Origin of the sequence: Streptomyces yokosukanensis, from assembly GCF_001514035.1 — a bacterium.
In the GTDB taxonomy this organism is placed as follows: domain Bacteria; phylum Actinomycetota; class Actinomycetes; order Streptomycetales; family Streptomycetaceae; genus Streptomyces; species Streptomyces yokosukanensis.
The window spans coordinates 210932-231686 of record NZ_KQ948217.1; the positions used below are offsets into that span (position 1 = coordinate 210932).

At 67.8% G+C, this 20755-nt stretch carries 24 protein-coding genes; 16 read left to right on the plus strand and 8 right to left on the minus strand.

The features are described from left to right. The first annotated feature begins 58 nt into the window (after nucleotides 1-58). On the plus strand, nucleotides 59-454 hold the full coding sequence (locus AQI95_RS28625; protein ID WP_067129966.1) for an STAS domain-containing protein: 396 nt from the start codon (nucleotides 59-61) through the stop codon (nucleotides 452-454). Between the two features lie 370 nt (nucleotides 455-824). Here the strand turns inward: AQI95_RS28625 and AQI95_RS47470 are convergent, their stop codons facing one another. Next, on the minus strand, nucleotides 825-977 hold the full coding sequence (locus AQI95_RS47470; RefSeq protein WP_159056591.1) for a hypothetical protein: 153 nt from the start codon (nucleotides 975-977) through the stop codon (nucleotides 825-827). Between the two features lie 369 nt (nucleotides 978-1346). Beyond that, nucleotides 1347-2657, minus strand: coding sequence for an NsdA family TPR-like regulatory protein (locus tag AQI95_RS28630; protein WP_244188870.1), 1311 nt, complete (start codon nucleotides 2655-2657; stop codon nucleotides 1347-1349). Between the two features lie 163 nt (nucleotides 2658-2820). On the opposite strand from AQI95_RS28630, the gene AQI95_RS49900 reads away from it, so the two are divergent. The 8 genes from AQI95_RS49900 (at nucleotide 2821) to AQI95_RS28665 (ending at nucleotide 9307) form a co-directional block, all read left to right on the plus strand. Beyond that, on the plus strand, nucleotides 2821-2949 hold the full coding sequence (locus AQI95_RS49900) for a hypothetical protein (RefSeq protein ID WP_279617029.1): 129 nt from the start codon (nucleotides 2821-2823) through the stop codon (nucleotides 2947-2949). Between the two features lie 99 nt (nucleotides 2950-3048). Beyond that, the gene (locus AQI95_RS28635; protein WP_067129972.1) at nucleotides 3049-4545 is read left to right on the plus strand and encodes an MBL fold metallo-hydrolase; all 1497 of its coding nucleotides are present in this window, start codon (nucleotides 3049-3051) and stop codon (nucleotides 4543-4545) included. Next, nucleotides 4542-5414, plus strand: a complete 873-nt coding sequence (locus AQI95_RS28640) for a hypothetical protein (protein WP_067129975.1) — start codon at nucleotides 4542-4544, stop codon at nucleotides 5412-5414. Before AQI95_RS28635 ends, AQI95_RS28640 begins: the two co-directional genes overlap by 4 nt. Before the next feature lie 15 nt (nucleotides 5415-5429). Further along, the gene (locus AQI95_RS28645; protein ID WP_067129978.1) at nucleotides 5430-5792 is read left to right on the plus strand and encodes a VOC family protein; all 363 of its coding nucleotides are present in this window, start codon (nucleotides 5430-5432) and stop codon (nucleotides 5790-5792) included. A 19-nt stretch (nucleotides 5793-5811) separates the two neighbouring features. Then, nucleotides 5812-6486, plus strand: a complete 675-nt coding sequence (locus tag AQI95_RS28650; protein ID WP_067129981.1) for a GNAT family N-acetyltransferase — start codon at nucleotides 5812-5814, stop codon at nucleotides 6484-6486. Nucleotides 6487-6652: 166 nt separating this feature from the next. After that, nucleotides 6653-7561: a hypothetical protein gene (locus AQI95_RS47475; RefSeq protein ID WP_067129983.1), complete on the plus strand. Its 909-nt coding sequence runs from the start codon at nucleotides 6653-6655 to the stop codon at nucleotides 7559-7561. A gap of 310 nt (nucleotides 7562-7871) precedes the next feature. Further along, entirely contained in the window at nucleotides 7872-8555 is a 684-nt protein-coding gene (locus tag AQI95_RS47480) for a pentapeptide repeat-containing protein (protein WP_159056592.1), read from the plus strand. 89 nt (nucleotides 8556-8644) lie between these two features. After that, nucleotides 8645-9307, plus strand: coding sequence for a hypothetical protein (locus AQI95_RS28665; protein WP_067129989.1), 663 nt, complete (start codon nucleotides 8645-8647; stop codon nucleotides 9305-9307). Nucleotides 9308-9378: 71 nt separating this feature from the next. On the opposite strand, the gene AQI95_RS28670 is transcribed toward AQI95_RS28665, so the two are convergent. The 6 genes from AQI95_RS28670 to AQI95_RS28695 form a co-directional block, all read right to left on the minus strand. Continuing rightward, on the minus strand, nucleotides 9379-10263 hold the full coding sequence (locus AQI95_RS28670) for a phosphotransferase family protein (protein ID WP_067129992.1): 885 nt from the start codon (nucleotides 10261-10263) through the stop codon (nucleotides 9379-9381). After that, nucleotides 10260-11657, minus strand: coding sequence for a helix-turn-helix domain-containing protein (locus AQI95_RS28675; RefSeq protein WP_079071515.1), 1398 nt, complete (start codon nucleotides 11655-11657; stop codon nucleotides 10260-10262). The genes AQI95_RS28670 and AQI95_RS28675 overlap by 4 nt, the downstream gene beginning before the upstream one ends. Nucleotides 11658-11868: 211 nt before the next feature. Beyond that, nucleotides 11869-12078, minus strand: coding sequence for a DUF397 domain-containing protein (locus AQI95_RS28680; RefSeq protein ID WP_244188871.1), 210 nt, complete (start codon nucleotides 12076-12078; stop codon nucleotides 11869-11871). Nucleotides 12079-12092: 14 nt separating this feature from the next. Then, nucleotides 12093-12998 carry a helix-turn-helix domain-containing protein gene (locus tag AQI95_RS28685; RefSeq protein WP_067129998.1) on the minus strand — a complete coding sequence of 302 codons (906 nt, stop codon included), beginning with the start codon at nucleotides 12996-12998 and terminating at the stop codon, nucleotides 12093-12095. Nucleotides 12999-13569: 571 nt separating this feature from the next. Further along, complete coding sequence (locus AQI95_RS28690) at nucleotides 13570-14487, minus strand: formylglycine-generating enzyme family protein (protein WP_067130000.1); 918 nt, start codon at nucleotides 14485-14487, stop codon at nucleotides 13570-13572. A 9-nt stretch (nucleotides 14488-14496) separates the two neighbouring features. After that, on the minus strand, nucleotides 14497-15279 hold the full coding sequence (locus AQI95_RS28695; RefSeq protein ID WP_067130320.1) for an aminotransferase class IV family protein: 783 nt from the start codon (nucleotides 15277-15279) through the stop codon (nucleotides 14497-14499). A gap of 216 nt (nucleotides 15280-15495) precedes the next feature. Here AQI95_RS28695 and AQI95_RS28700 point away from each other — a divergent pair, with 216 nt between their 5' ends. From AQI95_RS28700 to AQI95_RS28730, 7 genes are all read left to right on the plus strand, one after another. Next, complete coding sequence (locus tag AQI95_RS28700; RefSeq protein WP_067130003.1) at nucleotides 15496-15843, plus strand: KH domain-containing protein; 348 nt, start codon at nucleotides 15496-15498, stop codon at nucleotides 15841-15843. A gap of 56 nt (nucleotides 15844-15899) precedes the next feature. Further along, the gene (locus AQI95_RS28705; protein ID WP_067130323.1) at nucleotides 15900-16319 is read left to right on the plus strand and encodes an ATP-binding protein; all 420 of its coding nucleotides are present in this window, start codon (nucleotides 15900-15902) and stop codon (nucleotides 16317-16319) included. Then, nucleotides 16316-16888, plus strand: a complete 573-nt coding sequence (locus AQI95_RS47485; protein ID WP_067130006.1) for a DUF6415 family natural product biosynthesis protein — start codon at nucleotides 16316-16318, stop codon at nucleotides 16886-16888. Before AQI95_RS28705 ends, AQI95_RS47485 begins: the two co-directional genes overlap by 4 nt. Then, complete coding sequence (locus tag AQI95_RS28715; RefSeq protein WP_067130009.1) at nucleotides 16885-17841, plus strand: ATP-binding protein; 957 nt, start codon at nucleotides 16885-16887, stop codon at nucleotides 17839-17841. The genes AQI95_RS47485 and AQI95_RS28715 overlap by 4 nt, the downstream gene beginning before the upstream one ends. A gap of 427 nt (nucleotides 17842-18268) precedes the next feature. After that, complete coding sequence (locus AQI95_RS28720; RefSeq protein WP_079071518.1) at nucleotides 18269-19651, plus strand: DUF6302 family protein; 1383 nt, start codon at nucleotides 18269-18271, stop codon at nucleotides 19649-19651. Next, entirely contained in the window at nucleotides 19605-19811 is a 207-nt protein-coding gene (locus tag AQI95_RS28725) for a hypothetical protein (protein ID WP_067130016.1), read from the plus strand. The genes AQI95_RS28720 and AQI95_RS28725 overlap by 47 nt, the downstream gene beginning before the upstream one ends. 193 nt (nucleotides 19812-20004) lie before the next feature. Further along, nucleotides 20005-20616, plus strand: a complete 612-nt coding sequence (locus AQI95_RS28730) for a class I SAM-dependent methyltransferase (protein ID WP_067130019.1) — start codon at nucleotides 20005-20007, stop codon at nucleotides 20614-20616. Nucleotides 20617-20755 lie beyond the last annotated feature (139 nt).

Here is a 20755-nt window from a genome sequence, read left to right on the forward strand (position 1 = left end):
CATGCCATCATCATGCGCCACTTGACGCATCCCCCCTCGATGCACCACAACGGGCCATATGGCAGGGAAGTACAACTCGACTGACTCGCAGGAGCGGCTGTCCATCCAGGACGCGTCCACCAGCGACCATCACGTCCTGCTGCGGCTCGCCGGCGACTTGGACTACGCCACCATCCCCGCTCTCTGCGACACGGTCGTGGACATCATGTCCGACGGCAAACGGCACCTCGTCCTGGACCTCTCCAAGATCACCTGGTGCGACAACGCCAGCCTCTACACCCTGCTCGGCATCCGCAGCGCGCTCCAGCACGCCGACGGAAGCCTCGCCCTCACGGCGGCAAGCCCCGCCATCCACCAGGCACTCGAACGCACCAGCCTCAATCCCCGCCTGCCCCTCGCCACCGGGATCGACCGTGTCCCGCCACAAGCAGGCGGGCCCCCAACCAGCGAATGAATGGTCAGCCTCCCCCCTTGACATCCAACCCAGTCGCCCCAGGTCAGCGCACTGCACGCGACTATCTTCGATGTCAAAGGACAGGATGCCGGGCGGCGAAGGTGCGTTCGGGGCAGTCCCGTTGGGCACCGTCCAGCCGGGGGCGTTCAGGATTCGACGGTGGCGGCGAGCTATGAGAAGGGCTCGTGCGGGACTGCCGGCTCCAACACAAGGGCGGCCGTGGCGAGCACACCCGGGTCATCACCTTCGGCCTGACCGGGCTGCTGTCGCATCCACGCTTCCTAGCCGAGTGTCGCGGATGCTGCGGCCTGGTGCGTCGGCTGGCTCAGATGACCATCGTGCCAGCGACGGCTGGCCCGAGGTGCTCGAGCTAGACGACACCTCGCCGCGCCAGACCGGCCCCGCCATACACGGGCTCGCCCGGCTCAGGGACGCTCTCCACGAACTCGGACCGGGCCTCACCCTCCGCGGCGGGGTCGACGCCACCAGCCTGCTGGAACGAGCCGAGCCGCTGTCGGAGCACGGCTTTCACTGTCTGCTCTACCACCGTCGGCCCAGCGGCAGCTGGGGGTGGCGCACCTACGTCGTGACCGATCCGAGCCCGAGCAAGACCGCGCTGTGCCTGCTGGCACTCTCCACGGTCGCCTCCGGGACCGGCCCCGGAGGCGAACCCGCGTACCACGACATGCTCCTGGACACGGGAGGGGTCTACGGCCAGGTACAGAAGAAGGGGCTGCCCGAAGCGGTGGCGGAGGCCAGGCAGTGGCTGCGCAACCACCACCGCTTGCGGCCGGGGCCCGCGAGCACCGACGGTTCCCGAAATGCTAGGTACAGCACCGCCAGAGCCGAGCCGCGGGACGGAGCACGGGTTCAGGCTAAGAGGAAACCCAGCTCAGCTTGCGCGGACGCGCTCGAGAAGGTCGTTGACGCCGTCGGCTCCGGCGTACCTCTTGAATCCAGGCGTAAGGTCGCGTACCAGGGCCACGCAGCGCGGGGCGCCGATCTTCTTGGCCAAGGTGAGCGACTGCATCGCGGCAGCTGCGGCCTGGTCGGCGTCGCCCGCCCGAAGAAGGCTGCCCGCCTCGTAGCTGAGGAACACAGCCCGCGTTTTGTCGCGGGCGCCAGGAAGCAGAGCTGTGCCCTCCTCGATCAGCTCGCGGGCGCGCTCCGGTTCGCCGAGGTCGAGCAGGCATTGCCCCGAATCCACCAACAGATCGGCGGGAGACATCCACGAGCACCATGCCGGCGGTTCACCTGCAGTCCTCGCCAGCTCCTGTTCGGCTGTGGCCAGGGAGCGGCGGCAAGTGTATGCCTCGCCAAGCGCAGCCTGGGCGCGTGCGAGGCGAAGGTGCAGCAGCGAGCGGGCGGTGGGGTGTTCCGTGCGCAGGACGGCGCTATCGAGGATCTGCGCGGCAGTCTTCGGATCCTTCAGCCAGGTGGCCTGGTAGGCGAGGTCCGACATGATGCCGGCGCCGAGGTCGCGGTCGCCGGAGGCGTGGGCGCTGTGCAGGGCTCCGTGCCAGAAGCGGCTGGCTGCGGCGTGCTTGCCCTGGTCGAAGCGGTGCCAGCCGACGGTGGAGGACATACGCGCGGCCAGGGTGTGGAGGCGCTGACCGACGGGTTGGGTGTAGTTGCCGCCTTCGATCAGGTCGGTCACGGTCGTCAGGTGGGCGTCGAGGAGCGTGCGCGTATGCTGGCGCTGCTCGGTGATGAGACCGGTGAGCTTCTGCCCGGTGGCTTCCAGCAGGTCGACGAGTTCGGCATCGACGGGTTTGCCGTCCAGCGCGGCTGCCAGGGTTTGGGGCTCGGTGCTGGCCCACTGGTGGGCGAGGCCGACCAGGGCTGCGGAGCTGTAGGTCAGGAACGTGCGGCGGTCCATGGAGGTTCGCAGGGCCTCTCGAAGAGCAGGAACGGTGCTGTTGGGCCCGAGGGGTATGGAGCTGTCGCGGCCGGGCAGCCAGTGAGGCCAGCCGAGCGTGGTAGCGAGGCTCTGGTCGATCTCGAACACATCGGCGAGGAGCATCTGGGAGTCGTCATCGGGGGTGGCCCGGTTGTTCTCCCAGTTCCAGATCCGCTGCCGGTCCACGCCGGACCGAAATCCTCGCCGTAGCGCGGCCCGCCGGACCCGGCGGGCGAGTTCGGGCTGGGACCATCCACGCTCGATCCGGGCGTGGGCGATCGGGTGGCGGATCAGGTCGTCCACGGGAGCCATCCCATCATCCTGCGTGACCAGAAGCGTACTGCGCGTGGCGCGGGACTACACCGGAACTACGCCCAACTCCTGTCCTGGGTCGAACTGTTGAGCTGTACTCCCAGAAGATCCCCGCTGCCGGGGCGGGGCGGAAACCCCGGAGAGGAGGTACGGCATGAGCGAGTCGAAGAAGACCGCGACGCCGAAGGTGACCGCCGAGGCGGTGCGGACCCTGCAGCGTCGTGTGAAGGCGTTCGCCGCGACCGGTGCCACCAGCCACGCGCCGACCACGTACCACCGGTGACGCGCACCTGCTGGTGAGTAGACGGCGGCCGGGGACGCCGTAACCGTCCCCGGCCGCTCCTGCCCGCACGTTCCACGACCACGCAAGAGGAGAAGCACAATGGCCGCTCCCGCCGGGCTGGAGCTGACGTTCCTGGGCCACCAGACGTGGCACATTACCGACGGCCTGTCCACGGTACTACTCGACCCGATCCTGGCCGAAGCCTTCGGTGCAGGGAACCTGCAATTCCCCATCTGGCCGCCCCGCAGCGTCGACGTCGCAGCGATGCCGCTGCCGGACGCGGTGATCCTCAGCCACGAGCACCTGGACCACTTCCACCTGCCCTCTCTGAACCTGCTACCGAAGACCGTCCCGGTGTACACCGGCATAACGACGCCGGCCGCCGTCACCGACGCCATCGAGGTACTCGGCTTCACCGTGCACCGCCTCAACCACACCACGCCCCTGACCGTCGGCGACATCGAGATCACCCTCTATCCAGCTGGCGCCCGCACCCTGTTCTGGGAGCAGCGCGTCGCCCAGCCCCTGGTCCGGCTCGCCGGCTCCACGGGCAACGACGTGTTCATCGGCGTCGATGCCGACGTCTCGGACCTCTACATCGAGCAGCTGGCCGACGGGACGCTGGCGCCCCCGCGCCTGGCGATCGTGTCCAACAACGCGCAGACCGTCCCGTACGGGGCGCTCGGCGCGGACAACAACCTGCTGCCCGGCATGGACGGCCCACGCAACCGCAAGACCGGCATCAGCATCCTGAACGGCCTGCTGATCGACTACTGCAAACCGCTCGACGGCGTGGCGGACGTCGCGCTCTGCGGCAACGGGTTCACAGCCCCGCGCAGCCCCCACGGCCCGTTCCTCTACGCGGACCACGCCGCACTCGCCGATGCCGCCAATGCCCTCCAGCACCTCTTCCGCGTGCACGGCCCGCGCCCCGGGGACCGGCTCACCGTTTCGCGCGGCGCCGGCCCCATCACCACCTCCCGCGCCGCGTGGGTCCAGCTCGACCAGGCCGCCGAGGCCCGTGCCGCGGAAGAGCAGCGGTCCTTCCTCGCCGACCCGAAGGAGGTGGAGCCCACCCCGATCACCGCGCCCCTGCCGGAAGAGGAATGGGAGACGGCACAGACTCTGCTCGCGGAGGAACTGCCGCGAATGGCCCGAGAGTTGATCGCGACCCGGATGGGTGCCCTGGCCTCGGGCATCCACGACTACCTCCACGGCCCGGTCGGCTCCCGCCGCGCCGTGCTGCGGCTGCTCGACCCGCCCGGCGTCGAGGGCAGCATCGAGTCCTACGCCTGGAACATCACCGGGCCCGCCTGGGAGCTGGTGTCGTCCACCAGCCGCGAAGAGGCCATGGCGGCCTATCCGTTCGGCATCGAGATCTTCTACCAGGACCTGATCGCCGTTTTCCAGGGCCGCGCTCAGATCTGGGACGTCGTCGGCGGCTCGTACCAGGGCTGGCACATCGGCGAACCGCTCGACTCCCCGGTGTACGCCCTGTTCGCCGTCTACGGCGAGCACCAACGCCCCGACCTGGCCGCCCGCTGCTACGAACACAGCCTCACCGCGCTCGGCTACATCCAGGGCGCCACAGCATGAGCACCCCCCTGGCCGGGCCACTCGCCGGCGCCGCCCGCGTGCGGCCCGACGGGTGGCTCGCCACCGCGCTCACCACCGACCCTGACCAGGCGGAGGCCCAAGCCCGCTCCCTGATCTACCGCCATCACCCGGCCGCACCCGGGCCGGTGCGCTGCCTGACCGCCCGCTACCGCACCGCGACCTTCACCCTCGGTGCCCCGCCCCGCCAGCTCCTCAAGCGCCACGGCGACGAGGCCGCCTACCTCGGCGAGGTCCTCGCCTACCAACTCCTTGAGGGCGAACAGGTCCTGCCTGAGCTGCACAGCTCCAGCGACACCTGCCGCACCCTGATGGTCGACTTCCTCGAGGAGATAGCGGACATCGACCACGAGGACGGATTCGAGGAGTTGATCGCCGCCGTCGCGGCCATCCACACCGCCCCTGCCCGATGGCCCGAGCACATCGCCCAGACCATGAGCCCCTGGCGCCTGGCCAGTACAACCGCCTCGCCGGTCCCGGCATGGATCCGTGATCCAGCAGCGTGGCAGGATCTGCTGCAGCTGACGGCCAGCGCGCACGGCGAAGGCCATGTGCCTCTGGGCCATCTCGACCTCAAGGCCGACCACTGCCGGCGTCGCCCCGACGGACGCCTTGCTCTGGTCGACGCCGAGACCTTGCGCCCGGACCTGACGGGACTACCGGACCTGATCACCCTCGCCTACCTCGGACAGGTGGAAGGGCGCACGCTGGCCCCGCGCTGGGCCCGCCAGGCATACCGTCGTCACACCAACGATCTCGGCGCCCAGTGGACCGACGCCGGCCTCGTGCGCGCGCTGACCGCGTTCGCCACGGCCACCGGCCTCACCTCACTGCACGGCGTCGACCAGTGACCGACGGAGGCACCCGTGTTCAACGGCATCCGCGCCATCATGATCTTCGCCGAAGACCCCGAGAAGTCCGCCCGCTGGTGGAGCAACATCCTCGGCTCCGAAGTCCACCTCGACGTCGACGGCGATGCCGTCTACGCCTGGCTCGACGTCGCCGGCGTCGAGTTCGGCTTCCACCCCCTGGACGAGAAGCGCAACCGGCGCGGCGGCAGCCCCGTGCCGTACTGGGCTGTCGACGACGTCGACGCCGTACGACAGCGCCTTCTCGACGCCGGCTGCACCCACCACCGCGGCCCCCTCGACGTCGGCGACGGCACCGGCCGAAAGATTGCACAGCTCACCGACCCATTCGGCAACGTGATCGGCATCGACGGATTCTGACACCCCACGGAGGGCACCCATGCGCCACTGGCCGCTCACCCGGCTCACGCTCACCACCCCTGACCTGGTCTTGCGCGTCCCCGACGACGAGCAGCTCGACGAACTCGCACAGGTGGCGGCCGACGGCGTTGTCCCACCCGGCGCCGTGTACTTCCCACAGCCCTGGGCCTCCGGCACCCCCGAGCAGACCGCCCGCAACATCGTCCAGAACCACTGGTGGGCCCGCGGCGACTGGCGCGAGGACAACTGGCGCCTCCTCCTCGCTGTCTTCCGCGACGGCCGGGTCATCGGGCAGCAGAACCTCTCCGCCCGCGACTTCCGCATCACGCGCGAGGCCCGCACCGGCTTCTGGCTCGGCCTCCGTTTCCAGGGCCGCGGCTTCGGCACCCAGATGCGCGCCGCCGCCCTCCACCTCGCCTTCGCCTACCTCGGCGCCGAGCGGGTCACCTCCACCGCCTTCGCGGACAACGCCGCCTCCCGCCGCGTCTCCGAGAAGTTCGGATACGAGCCCAACGGTGTGCGACGCCTCGCCGTCGACCAGCACCTAGTCGAGGCCCACGAAGCCGTCCTCACCGTCGAACGGTGGCACGGGCAGCCCCAACAGCCCACCCTGGTCGAAGGCTTCGACGAATGCCAGCACGTGTTCGGAGTCCCTACAGCGCCCGAACCCATCGACGTCGTTCTGCACCTGTAACGCAGGCGATGCTGTGCTCCCATCTGCAGCACCCGGAGACTTAGCTCCAGACAGCGGCGACACCGCGTTGAGCAAGGTGGCCACCACGCCAAGGCCAGCCAGCGGAGCGTCGGCCAAGTAGATGAAGCACACCCCGGGCAAGGACGGCGACCCATACGCTGGTCAGATGGATGCAGCCGGCGACAAAGTCAGCGCCCGCACGCGCAACCGAATGCGAGAACTCAGCTCGGCGATCAAACTGGCCGATCTCGACGCTTGCTGGGCCGCAGGTGGGTTCACCCGAGTTCCGGTCCCCGAAGGCAGGTCCGGCGGTGCACGCAAGGCCCTGTTCGACTCCTACGCCGACGGTGTCTCCTGGGGCGACGAGGAAGAGGTCCAGCGGGCACTGGGCGTGTTCGAGGCGATGCTCCGCCGCCACCGCCCCGACGAGCCCTCCCCGTACTGGGAGAAGACCCTGGCAGAGATCGCTGAGGAGTTCGCCCACGACGGCTATGAAATCAGTCCGTCTCTCAAGATCCTCGGCATAGGAGACTGGCGCCCCGAGCATGCACGAGAAGACGACCTTGCGTACAAGGAAGCGCTCCGCCTCCTTCGCGGAGCCCGCAACCAGATGGAGCGACTGCATCGCCTAACGAAGGGCATGGTCGAAGAGCGGCTGCGCGACATCCTGCTCGTGGCCCTGAACGCCTACTTCGAAGGCCGCGGTACCGGCGAGACCTACAACGGCGACGGCAAGAACGACATCTTGGTCAGAGTTGGGGAGCGCAACATACTGATCGCGGAGTGCAAGATCTGGGACGGGGCAAAGTCGATCTCCGACGCCTTGGACCAACTGTTCCGGTACGTGGACAACGGCGCCACACGCACAGCGCTGATCGTCTTCTTCCGCACAAATGACCCCGGGCCACTCATCGCGAGGGCAGTCGACGCCATCGAGAACCACCCGAACCATGAGTCCACCGACCGAACCCTGGTCGAACACCACCAGCAGTGGTCCTTCAAGAACCACGGGAACGGCAATCCCGGCACTGCCACTCGCGCAACAGTTGCATTCATCCCCTTCGTCATCGCCTGACCCAAAGGGCAAGGCAGCAAGCCCAGACCTCAGGGGCGTGCTCGGGACATCGCCATGCCGAGCTTCCTCCAGGCTCAGCAGACTCCATGTACAGATCCGACAGTGGAAGCACCATGCTGTCCGACGCACCCGCCGTGGTGGACTCGTTCTCCCTCCCTCACAGCGCCCCAGCCTCCGAGACCACCGAGGCGACGTGAAACAACCCGCCCACGTGGGACAACTGGAAGAAGAAGTGACCACCGCCGGCGACTCTCCCGCCCCGGGGGCGCCGCCGGCCCCGCACAGGCCCACCTCGCTGGAAGGCATCACGATGGCAACCCGCACGATCCGCCGCACGAGCGTCACCCTGCCCTCGCTGGACGAGCCCGGCCTGTACCTGTCCAACGTGACGTCACTCGAAGGCGGCCGTGGCCGAGTCGCGGAGTTCCACTACGGCGACGCGACCCTGCGTGCCCTCGACCTAGCCGACGCGCAGCTGATCGACGGACGCATCTCCGCGCTCAAGATCCAGCGCGCCCGGTTCGAGAAGCTCCGCGTCGACTCGGTGGAATTCACCGGCTGCGACCTGTCCTCCCTGCACTGGTCCGACAGCAAGATCACCCGCGTCGTCTTCCGGGACTGCAAACTGATGGGCGCCACCTTGGAGGACATCACCCTCGACGAGGTGCTGTTCGAGAACTGCAAGCTCGACTACAGCACCCTCCGCCTCCGTGCCACCGGTCCGGTGATCTTCTCCCAGTGCTCCCTGCGGGAGACTACATTCCACACGGCCGACCTGAGGACCGCAGCGTTCGACGACTGCGATCTGCGGCTCGCCGAGTTCAACGGCGGCACGTACCGCGGCATGGATCTGCGCGGCAACAACCTCGCACAGCTCCGCGGCATCGCCTCGCTCAAGCAGGTGACTATCGACCGAGCCCAGACGCTACAACTTGCCGAGGCACTTGCCGCGGAGTGGGACGTCACCTACGGCGAAGACCTCGACGACAAGTAGCCACACCCGCCCTCGGGAGGCTGGCCATGGGGCCACGGCTCGCATTCGAAACGTTCGACGACATGCGCAGCAGGTGCGAAACAGCAACAGTGCGACAAATCCATGGCGAGCCCGGCTACGACTACGGCGCCGTCCTTCCCACTAGCGACTGGGAACCCGTCACCACCCGCGAGGCCGAACGGCTCCGCCCCGACAGCGCAACGCCAACCAGCGTCCTGGTCGAACTCGTCCACCAACCACTGCCTGACCTCGACCCGGACGACCTGGCGGGCCGCCTCGAAACAGCCGCACGCCTCGACCCACTTGATGGCCGCTGGCCCACCAAACTCCTGGGCTGCACGTCCAGCCCCGGCAACTGGACCACCACCACCGAGGATTCCGCCATCGGCCGCCGCATCGGCCTGCACGTCGACAACTTCGACCGGCTGCCCTACGCCAGGCGCCACGAGGGCCGCCGGCGGCTCTGCCTCAACCTCGGCCCCGGTACGCGCTACCTGCTCATCGGCGACCACGACGTACAGCACATTTGCCGCACACTCCACGCGGATCTGGATCGGCACTACCCCCACACCGAGGACATACGCCGGTACGTCACCGCGGGGCACCCTCTGCACTGCCTGCGCGTCCGCCTCGAACCGGGCGACGGGTACATCGCTGCCACAGAACTCCTGCCCCACGACGGCTCCACCGCCGGAACCGCCCAGCCCTCCATCGCTGCCTTCTGGCTCGGACATCCACCACACGCGAAGTGACTGAGCAACCGCCTCCTCGACCCGTGTTCCAGGAGGCCGGCCTGCGGACTCGACGCTCGTCCGCCGACCTGTCACCCCACAGCCTGCCACCGCCACGGACGTGACCCTTGCAGGCCCCGAACACACGCGATGCGATAGCGAGCTTGGTCGAGCGCGTCCGGGGCGTGGTCCGCGATCTGGACTGCGAAGGTCACGAGGCGCAGCTCTCTGATGCCGCGAAGCGTCGGATAGCCGGCCCAGGTCCTGACGTCATAACCGTAGAGCTCGCAATAGGCTGTATACCGCTCCTCTGAGAGTGTGCCGAAGGTGTCATATGCGACGGCGGTCGACGTCAGGTCCCACTCGGGCGGGCCAAGCGAGGTGCGTTCGAAGTCCATGAGGAGCGCCGCCTCGTCGGTCACAGCGCAATTGCCGCCCCAAGCGTCGCCGTGGATCACACAATGTGGCCGTCCAGCGGGGAGCTGGCCCCACTGGTGCTGGAGTTCGTCGAGCCGGTTGAGGAGCCACTTCCGGTCGTCGTCACTCACCGAGCGTGCCGCGGCGAGACGGTCGGCGACACGGACAAAGGGCTGAAGCCGACCTATGGGAAAAGACGGCGCAGGCAACTCGTGCATCCGGCGCAGGAGTGGCGCAAGGTCGGCCTCGGTGCCGTGTCGGTGCGGCGGGAGAAGTTCCCAGAACGTCGCCGCGCGTCCGTCGGCATGAACGGGTTGTTCCCATGGCATGGGCCGCACTGCAGGGACGTTGTTCTCGGCGAGCCATCGCGCCACAGCCACTTCGCGCGCTGCTGCTGATTCCTGACCAGCTCGGGCGATGCGAACCACTACTCCGCCGGGGATCTTCCAGAGGTCGTTCTCGGCCAGCCGGATCGGCTCGGCGCCCTCTGGGGACAGCCCGGCGGCGGCCGTCACATCTTGGAGCACAAGGAATGACTCTTCGGTCCGCGTCGGCGTCATACGAGGACCGTAGTGGTGATCCGCTCCCGCAATTCGGCCACCTCTGACTTCCGGGCGTATCTGGCAGACGCCTTGGCCAAGTCCTGGACATCGGAAACAGCGCGGTTGGAGCGAAGTCGCCCCACTTCATCCATGGCTCGGTGCGCGACAGCCACAGCACGCTGTGGGTCGCCAGTGGCCATAATCAGCGTGGCGAGCTTGGTGCCCGAGAGAGCACGCGAGCGAACATATTCGTCCGTGTGTCCCTCGATGGCAGCCCTCAACCGACGTGCTGCCATCGCAGGGGACTGCCCTGGCAGCAAAGCGATGTCGAACAACGCATGCCCGGAGTCCCCGTAGTGCTGGGCTTCGTCGTAGTACGCCATCCACGCGGCGTCCTCACCATTCCGCGCGCCTGCGAACACGTCGTCTGACTGGCCGATGGCGGCCAAGGTCTCGGTCGGGTTCTGCATCTTCGCCCAGGCTCTGGCCCTGGCGTTGTGGAGCATGGCCTGTTCGCGGTGCGTGAGTCGATCGGAGCGCACGAGACCGTTCTCAGCATGGGTGAGGCCCGCGTCGGGTCGGCCGCACCAGATTTCGTGGCGTGCCTGCCAGTTGAGCGCATTGGCCCGAAGGTGCCAGTTGCCGGCTTGCTCGGCGCACCACGTTCCGAACTGGAGCAGGTGCGTCGCGTCCTCGTGCTCGTAGGCGTCGAATGCCGAGGCGCCCATCACGATCGAGAGGCGGCCGACTGCGGTGTACAGGTCTGCATCCAGTTCCGGCGGGCGCTTCAAGGTGAGCAGGTCCTTGGCCCAGATGAACAGCCCGATTGAGGACCTGCGGGCGATCCCGCCTCCGCCATAGAGGTTGTCCCATCCGGCGAGGGTGTTGGCGGCGGTTCGTACCTGTTCAATGTCCTCCGGCCGGACGACCGTGGGGAGTGCCTTTGGTCCTGTCTTGGGGAGAAGGTCGGTGAACATTCCGGGGCCAAGGGCGGCTATGCCAGTGAGGGCGAAGAGGGAACGGCGCTCCACGGGTGAAAGACTCCGATCCGGAAGGACGGGCAGGTGCTCTCCAAGGATGCCCTTGGCCAATCCACCGAAGCCGTCGAGCAAGGGTTCGGTTTTCGGTTTGTCCGCATCAACCCGCTGCGCACCCGCTTCCTCTTCGACCAGACGCCACAGCCGCACGAGTGCGCCTCCCGCGTCTAAGGCATCATCCAGCAACCTGGCCAGGGCAGCGTCGCACGGGCGCTCGTTCTTCTCGATGCGCTCGATCGAAGTGCCGCTGAGGTGCACTTTTGCCCCCAGCGCCTTGGACGACAGGCCCCGGGCCCTCCGCCAGTTTCGTAGCTCCTTGCCCCACCAATCTCGCGCCGACAGCGTCTCATCCAGGGGCCTGGGCTTTTGCGGCACGGCTATCCCCCTTCGACGCCCTGATGCGGACAACGTTCTGCGTTCCCATTGTCCGCATCAGCAATCCCTCGCACAGACTTTTCTTCGGACTGAGCCACCAGTGCTCCCTGTGGATTTCCCACCCATCTAGGGGGATTGACGGAATCGCCGTGTGTTGGTGCAGGTGCGGCCCGGAGCCAGGGGCTCCGGGCCGCACGACCGTGTCGTAACGTCAGCCGTGCGGAAGAGCCTCGTGCCGCCGCAGGCTCGTCGTGAAGGCGCCCCACACTTCAGTCGCGAAGGCGACGTGCGGGGCGTTCGGCTTCTTGGAGTCTCGGACCCAAGCGCCGTCGGGCATGTCAGCGAGCTCCACGCATTCGGCGTTGGGGCTGCCGCTGTAACTGCTCTTGCGCCACATGGGTTCTTGGGGCTGCTCGGCCACGGATGTATCCCTCGTTACTTCTGGTTTCGCAGGTGCTTCTTACGGGCCTCGGCGATCAGCTCGGCCGAGGAGTCAGGGTCCAGCGCCTCCTGGCGCAGGAAGGTACGGACGTTGTCGTACTGCTGGCGTGCTCCCCCCTCTTCGAGGAACAGCGACCCGACCGCGGTCTCGACGAAGATGACGTCGAGCGAAGGCTCGGCTCCGCCGTAGACGATGAAGCTGGTCAGCGCCGCGCTGTACGCGCCTTGGTCGAACGGGAGCACCTGAATGGTGACGTTCCGCTCCTGCCTCCGGTCGAGCAGGAGATCCAACTGGTCGGCCATGACGTCCGGCCCACCGACCTTGCGGCAGAGCACGCTCTCGTCCAGGACTACGTGATACGCCGGCGGAGAGTCACGCGTGAGGATCTTCTGCCGCTGCATCCTCATGTCGAGGAACTCCGTGATGGCCTCGGGTTCCAGACTGTTTCCCGGCGTGGCCTTGATCGCCTCGGCGTACTGCTTGGTCTGCAGGAGACCGGGGACCACTCCGGTTGTGAACTGCCAGATCGAAGGGGCTTCGTTCTCTATGGGCAGCAGGATCCGCATGGGGTCGGAGAGCTTGCCGGCGAGCGGGACCCACCACCCGTCGGTGATCTTGCTGTTCTTTGCCAGGTCAATCAGCTCAAGCGTCTCCTCCTCCGAGGCGCGGTACACCTCGGCCAGCGCCTTGACCTGGTTCCAGCGTACGTTCCCTTTGCCCTGCTCGTAGCGGCTGACCGTGGCCTTCGACACTCCGGCCTGTTCGCCTGCCACCTCGGCTGACAGGCCGCTCGCCCTTCTGAGCGCAAGGAGGCGGAACCCCAGTGTGCGCCGACGCTGGGTTGGTCCCGCGCCGGACTGCCCAGGTGCCTCGTCTGACACTGCCGACTGGTTCGTCATGCTGGCGCTCCTCTTGTGCGAGTGCAGCCAGTGTCCTTGCTGGCGTGTAGCAGCCACAAGGACGTTACACGGCGGAACAGCCGTTGGTTACGGCTTACTGAGGGCTCGTAGGGGCCATGCGGACACTTGCACCGCGAGCGTTACATGGAGAGAGATCCCGAGCCATACTCCAATCCGATCGCCACGGAAGGCAGTTGGCTCAGAGCCCTGAGTGACCTCGCCGTGGGGGCCGTCGCCCACAGGGTGACGGCTCCTCGCGAGGGCACTTTCCCAACGGCCCTCTCCACACCCCCGCGAAAGCCCAGCCGGGGGTTGGTCGATCGCTGCCGATCTGCGTCAGCGAGGTGAGCGTATGGCAAGCATGAGCGACAACGGCGCGGGCGCGGAGCCGACGGGGGCTCGCACCGGAATGTGCAGAGAGATGGCTCCGGGTTTGGAAAACGAGCACAGGAAGATCCCGCGCCCCCGCCCGGCCTCAGTCGTTACGCTCTGCGACTGGAGCCTTGACGCGTCGGTGACGGTGGAGGCGGCTGAGGGGCAAGCAGTGATGCCCTCGGTCGGGGGGCGGCGGCTACTCGGCTGCGATGCAGCGGAATCCGGTGTCGTTGTCCTTCATAGTGGAGTTGGCGGCGTTCTCAAGTGCTGGCGCGGCCCGCTGGAACGGGCTGCTGAACGCCGACCCCTTCAACTGGTACCGGTCCGGGCCGTCGGTACCTGGTGTCGAGCACCACTCCCACACGTTGCCACACATGTCGAACGCCCCGTACGGGCTAACGCCGGACTGGTACCGGAACACGGGCGTCGTCGCGTCTATACCGGTCTCGGCGACGTTCGCCTTGGCGGCCGTGGGCTCGTTGCCCCACGGGTAGATGCGCCCGCGCGGTCCGCGGGCTGCTTTCTCCCACTGCCGGGCGCTGGGCAGCGCCTTGCCCGCCCAGCGGGCGTAGGCAGCCGCGTCGCGCCAGGTCACCCACACAACTGGGTGGGTGACCAAGGTGACGGGGCAGCGGCCTCCGGGCCAGTGCTGTGGTGGCCGGTACCCGGTGGCCAGCACAAACCTCGCGTAGTCCTCGTTCGTCGTCGGATAGACGTCGATGAGGTACGGCTCCAGCCACACCGACCGCTTGTCCGGGCCGGAGAGGTAGATGCCTTCTTCGACGGGGACCATCAACTTCCCGTCAACGGAGTGGCGGCGGGTGCGCGAGTCAGCCCTAAGCAGTTCCTCGGCTCGCTCGTCGTGCTCGGCTGCGGCCCGCTCGGTGAGCAGCGCAGCGAACCGCTGCTGCACCGCAAGGTCGGCCTGGGCAAGAAGCGTGTCGAGGGCCGCCTGGTTGCCGAGTTCAAGCTCGATGGTCTCGCCCCGGCGCTTCCATCGTGGGACCTGGCGAGGGTTCACCCCGACCAGCTCGGCGAAGTCCTTGCCCTTCTTCCGCATGGCCTGGCGCAGCAGTTCGGCTTCCCGGCCGGTCCACCTGGTCACCCCCGTCATGTCCTTGTCCTACAGGGTCTCGCCGGGGATGGACAGGTACGTCTCCTGAAGCTGGCTCAAGACCGGGTGTTCAGTGGGGAGATCGGTGTTGTCGATCGCAGACAGCGGCCGTACACCGATGCTCGTGTTCGTCGCGAAGGCAGCTGCCATACCCTTGGCTTGGTCCAGCGTGACAGTGGCCACGCGGTATTTGGCGTGCTCCTGGAGCAGGGCCATGGTGACGCCGGGCAGTACGGGGGCCTGCGGCCACACGACGTTACCGTCCTGATCGATGAACCCCACGTTCCAGGTGCCGCCCTCGGACACAAGTCCGTCGCGGCCGACGAACAGGGCGTCGCCGAAGCCAGCGAGTTGCGCCGTACGGCGGGCGTGCAGGGCACCAAAGAGGCCGCAGTGCTTCACCTCGGGCAGATCACGCTCGTACGGCACAGTCATGGCACGCAACGGTGCCGGAGGCAGCGCGCCGGCGCCGCGCACGGACACCATGATGTGCGGCTCGTCCGCGTCCGCGGGGTGCCCCATCTCCACCTTCGGGTCGTAGATCGTGACGCGGACAACACACGGAGCCGTCCACTCCTCCAAGCCCTGATGGACGTACTCACGGACACGTCCAGTGTCCAGGCCCGTGCCCCACACGATCCTGCTGTCCCGCACGAGGCGTTCCATGTGCAGCGTCAGACCGCGGATCGTGCCGTCCTCGCTTACACGCATGGACGTGAAGTGCCCGACGTTGGTCAGGGCCAGGGGGAACACTTCGTCTGCGGATACGGGCTTTCCGTCAAGAGTCACCATGCGCCCCAGCATGTCAGGACCATCCGCTGCGGCGGCACCCCGAGCGCAGTTACTGACGGGTCAACGTCATCTGAAAGTCATTCCCAAGCCCTTGCCGCACGGTGTTCGCTTGTCACCGCGCGAACACGCCCGGTGATCATCGAGACGGGCGTGCCACGCGACTCTGCGGCGTCGCTTGCCGCACGCTCCCCCACACCGCCCGTCTGGGAGGCCCCGATGAGCCCCGCCACAACCGTCGCGCCCGCCGCCGCGAAGCCACCGGTGCCGCAGACGTTGCGCGTCTTCGAGATGGCCTTCAAGTCGGCGGTCTGTGTCGGGCGGCGCGGCGAGCACAAAATTCAGATGACCGTCGCGTCGCTGCGGCCTGACGCGACGACACGGTGGCCCGAACCGCCGACCGACGGCCTGGTGCCTGAACGAGGGGCCTTGTTCACCAGCCCGGCCCCGCCGGCCCGCTGTCTGACCGAAGCCTGCACCATCCTCGCGCCCAGCCCGGAACGGACCCCCTTGTCCAAGGCCGCGTCCGCTGTCCGGTCGGTCCTGCGCTCCCCCCAGAGGACGTGATGACGACGACAGCCGTACGGACGCCTCGCGCGGTTCTCCGCCGCGACGGGGACGTGATGAATGAGAGATTCCCCGTCACTCCACGCCGGCGGGGCGAGCCGCCCCGACCCGAGGACGCATCCCGAGTAGGCATCATGCGCCGAATCACCAAGGCTCGGCTCAAATACTGCGGCCTCGGGGCAATGACCGAGGACGTGTTGGTGCTTGTCTCCGAACTGGTCACCAACTCGATCCTGCACAGCGGCACCACGGAGATCAGCCTGAAGGTGACCCTCCAAGAAGGCCGCTTGCGCATCAACGTCCACGACGGCATAGAGGGCAGCATCAAGCCCAAGCAGCCAAATGACAGCGCCGAGTCGGGGCGGGGCCTCGCGCTCGTCAGCGCCCTGGTCCAGGAGAACGGCGGAGAATGGGGCGTCAGCGAAGACGGCACCACCGTCTGGTGTCTCCTCCTCGCAAGGGAGGAACGCAAGTGACCTCCACTGCCCTCACCCGCCGCGGCAGCGACGGTGCGCCTGGCTGGGACCACCCCGTGGAGCCCGCCAGGCTGCCGGAAGAAGCCGCCATGCACAAAGCCCTTGCGAAGATCCGCGCCTGGACCCCGTACGACGGCGACGCCGTCCTGGACGACGTGGCGGACGCCCTCGACACCGTCGCGACGCCCGACGACAGGGTCGAGGAACTGGGGCTGCGCCTCCGCGGACACCTCATGCATCTCGTAGGCGCCGCCCTCAACTACGTCGCCGAGGAGAAAGACCAGCCCGAACCGCGCATTAAGCAGGCGCGCTACTTGCGCGAGCAGGAGATTCCGGGCGACTACCAGCAGGCCCTCGGCCACCTGCGCCAAATGGGTTGGGCCGTGAACGAGCTGCTGGACCTCCTGGTCGAGCACGAGATCATGAAGACGCCGGACTCCCTGAAGGATGGCTCGCTACCGGTGTTCGCCGAGGCACAGCCCCTCGTGGCACCCGGCACCAAGACAGGGCTGGCCGTGGCCAGTGCGTCCATCGTGGTCCTTGACCAGACGCAGGGGGGCCGGCCATGACGGTTCTCGTACGCCCCGAACTACCGGCGGGTGCCGGCCCTCTGTCTGCGCCAGAACGGCGTGCACTCGCTCTGGCCGCGCTGGGTCACGACGGCTCAGAGATCACGGGGAAGCTGGCCGAGGAGAAGTACCGAATTTCTGCGGCCGGCCTGGGACCGATCTGGGCCACGGCGGCAAAGAAACTCGGCGCCGAACGCGTCCGGCCGCAGGGCCGGCAGCCAGAACTCGTCTTTCGCGCGCGTGTCCATGGCGTCCTTGACCTTCCGGACCCAGAGAACGCCGACTGGCTGCCCCCCGACGTCCTCGGCTACGTCCAAGCGCTGGCTCGCGGCAGGACCCTGAAGCAGTACGCAGAGGACGACCTGCACACGGCAGTCTGGGACGTGGAGGAGATCGCCAAGCAGGCGCGGAAGATGCTCGGTGGAGCACCCACTCAGGCAAGTCTGGTCTACCGGGCGCTGCCACAGCTGCTCCGCACCGTGCAGCCGCCGGTCGAGCACGCAGGGACAGATCTCCTGCCCGCTGTGCGGTCATCGCCGATCGCCGCCAGCCTCCAGACTGACCTGCCCAGCGACGAAATCCGCGCCGTGAGGGTGGGCCGGGTATGGATTCGTGCCATGCTTCCGGCGCTCGGCTGGATGGGTTCTACTCTCCAAGCCGCTGAGGTGGTCGCGCGGTTGGTTTCCAACGGAGTACGCCACGGCTTACCTGATCACGCGACGACGCACACGCTCCTCCTGCGCGCCGCCGTAGACGAGACAGGCAATCTCCTCATCGACGTGACCGATCTCAACCGGTCATTCCCCGACTTCGAGGCCGCAGTTCGAGGAGAACGGGGCCGCGGCCTTCGGCAGATCACGCAACTGGGCGCCACAGTATCCAGGTTCCTGCACCACGAAGGCCCCGGGAAAACCGTTCGTGCCGTACTCTCCCTCGGGCCGGTGGACCACTGATGCCAACACAGCACCAATGGAACGGCAAGCACCTGCACGGTCCCGGTGATCGCATGGCTGCCCTGGCCCCCTCCGTTGCCGATGTCTCCGAGGCCCTGGCGAACGTCGAAACGGTGCTCGCCTGGGACCTCCAGGGCCCCGGCCTCCGGACCAACTGGCAACGCCGCGATGGACGGCGTCGAGGAATCCACCGAGTACGGCCGGATTGTCGCCGACGACCTGAGTACCCAGTGCCTCAACGTCGCCGCCGGCCGACGCCGGGCACCCTCCTCCTCTCCATCGTCACCTGCGCACTCCTGGCCGTCCTTCTCCGGCCCAGGAGCGGACGGCAGCCGACTCCAGCCATGCAGCAGCTCGCAGCTGAGGAAGATCAGCGGTTCGCGCCGCTGTGCTGGCAAATCACCCATGCACGCAAAGGAGTTCTGACGTGAGCGCGACCGCCAGCATGTCCCAGAGCAGCGCCCTGCCACGATGCGCGGGCGAAGGAGCCCTGATGGCGGAGCGGCTGGCAGATCCGGCGCTCGTCGAGGCGGCCGTGGAGATCAAGCTAGGCAACGGCGAATCCTGTGACACCTGCCTGGCTGTCCCGCTGGGCGGCCGACGGGTGGCCGGGGAAATCACCGTGACCGGCTGGAGCCAGGCTCTGATCGTCTTGCTGGCCCTGGAGGGCAAGCAAGGGTTCCCGGATCTGAGGGACGGCAGTTACAGCAGCGCGATCGACGCGCCGCGCACCATCCGCTGGGGTCTGCGTACCCACGCTGAGGGGCCGCGGCAACGGGCCAGGATGTGGGGCTACCACGACGCAGGTGTACAGGCATACGTGGCCGAGCAGACCCGCGACGACCCCCGGATCCCCGTCACACCGCTGCCCGCGCTCCCCGCGGCCCCCAGCGTGGCACGGATCTACGATCTGCTCCTCGGCCGCCGTGGGGACAGCTACATGGCCGACAGAGCGTTCCTCCGCTCGCTCGCGCCGGCCGACGCCGAGGCCCTGTCCACAGCTGCTGTCGTCAACCGCACGCACCTGCCCGCCGTGGTCAGCCACCTCACCGCCCTCGGTATCGACCAGTTCCTCGACCTGGGGTCCGGACTGCCGGCTGCCACCGACTTCCGGCCCAGCGACAACCCCCTGCATGCCCCGCTCCACGCCATCGTGGCCCGGCACCGCGACACGGCGCGTGTGGTCTACGCCGACCACGATCGCACCCTCTTCGGCTTCAGCCGCGCGGTGCTGTCAGAGCACCCGATGAAGCCGCAGTGCGTCCAGGGCGACATCCGGTACATGCGTCGGTTTCTCACCTCGGGCCGGGTGCAGCACCTGCTGGACTGGAGCCGTCCGATCGCGGTGCTGGTGCACGACGTCCTGCCCTGGATCGGCACCGACACGATCGTGAAGAGATTGCTGGCCGTACTCAGGGAGCAACTTCCGCCGGGCAGCGCGGTGTCCATCACCCATGCCGCTGATCTCGGCGAGAACCGCATGAGCCGGTTCACCAAGGCGTTCCGCGCGGCGGGAATCGCCTACAAGCCGCGTGATCACGCCTTCGTCGAGGCACTGTTCGGGGGCTGGCCCCTGGAGTCGCCGGGACTCGTACCCACCAACCGTTGGCACCCCGGTCACCCGCACGCCGCTCTCGCCCCCCACGAGGCTGGCGCGCTCGCCGGGCTCGCTTTCAAACCGGAGCCGATCGCCGGGGAGACGAAGTCCGCCGTCGTTCGGCCGGGCGTCGCCTCGTCGACGCAGTCCAGTGCGGAGTCTGACCATGGCCAAGCGCTCACAGCGGCCCGACATCGCCAGCATCCTTCTTGACCGCGCGGAAGCACAAGTCCTGCCGGTCAGGACGGCGCTCGCCACAACTCGAGCGACGCCAGCGCTGTGGCTGGAAGAGCGGCAGATCGCTGCCCAGATCTTGTTCGTCGCCACCGTCGCCATCGGAAATCAGGCCCTGCTGTTGTATGCCCACCACTGAGAGGACGCACGATGCCCCACCTGCCGCCGCGCGAGCCCGGCGCTGCCCTTCGCGTTGTAGAGGACAAGGCCCCGCCCACGCCGGGCATGACCCTGTTCGGCGTCCAGTCTGGTGAGGTCCTGGCCAGTAACCCGAGCAGGCTGGCCAGGCTGTGGGAGGGACAAGCCGGGGTCCGAGGCCCGGAGCCGGCCGCATGAACACGGTGAGCACCCTGAGCGTGGTGCATGAGCGGCAGACGCCGGAGTACTGGGACGCGATGTACGCCAAGGGCTACCGGGTACCCGATCCGTCGCCGTTCGAGCGTCAGATGTTCCGGAATTACGCGGCCGTGAAGTCCGGGCAGCGCGTCGTCGACGTCGGCTGCGGCCAGGGCCGTATGGCCGCGCACATGGCCACCTGGGGCCTGACCGTGAGGGCCTTCGACTTCAGCAGCGTGGCCATCGAGCACGCGCAGGCCAGCCACCAGGACCACGGGGACTTGCTGATGTTCGCCCGCCACGACTTCAACGCCGACGCAACCCCGGGCGCGCTGGAGCCGGGCTCCGTCGACATCATGGTGTGCCGGCACAGCCTGGAGTTCCTGGACCAGCCCCGCTTCCTCACCGACGTGCGACGCTGGCTGACCCGCTCGGGCGTGCTGCAGATCACGACGCACCGCGCAGAGCTGATGCCGCCGACTGCCCCACACCGTGGCCTGACCGAGCGGCAGATCGAAACACTGCGTTCTGGCTGGCAGTTCATGACGACCTACGGCCTGGACGGCAGCGGCAGCCTGATCGGAATCGTGCTGCGCGGTCCTTGCTGAAGACTCCCGCTTCCTGGCTTCCTGTCGGGCGTCACGCCAGCCAGGAAGCGGGGCTGATCGGCCGGCACGGGGAGCCCTCCCACCCCGCCTGGCGCTCCGTGCCGGCCCCTGACCACTGACCCAACCCGACGCGGGCGGG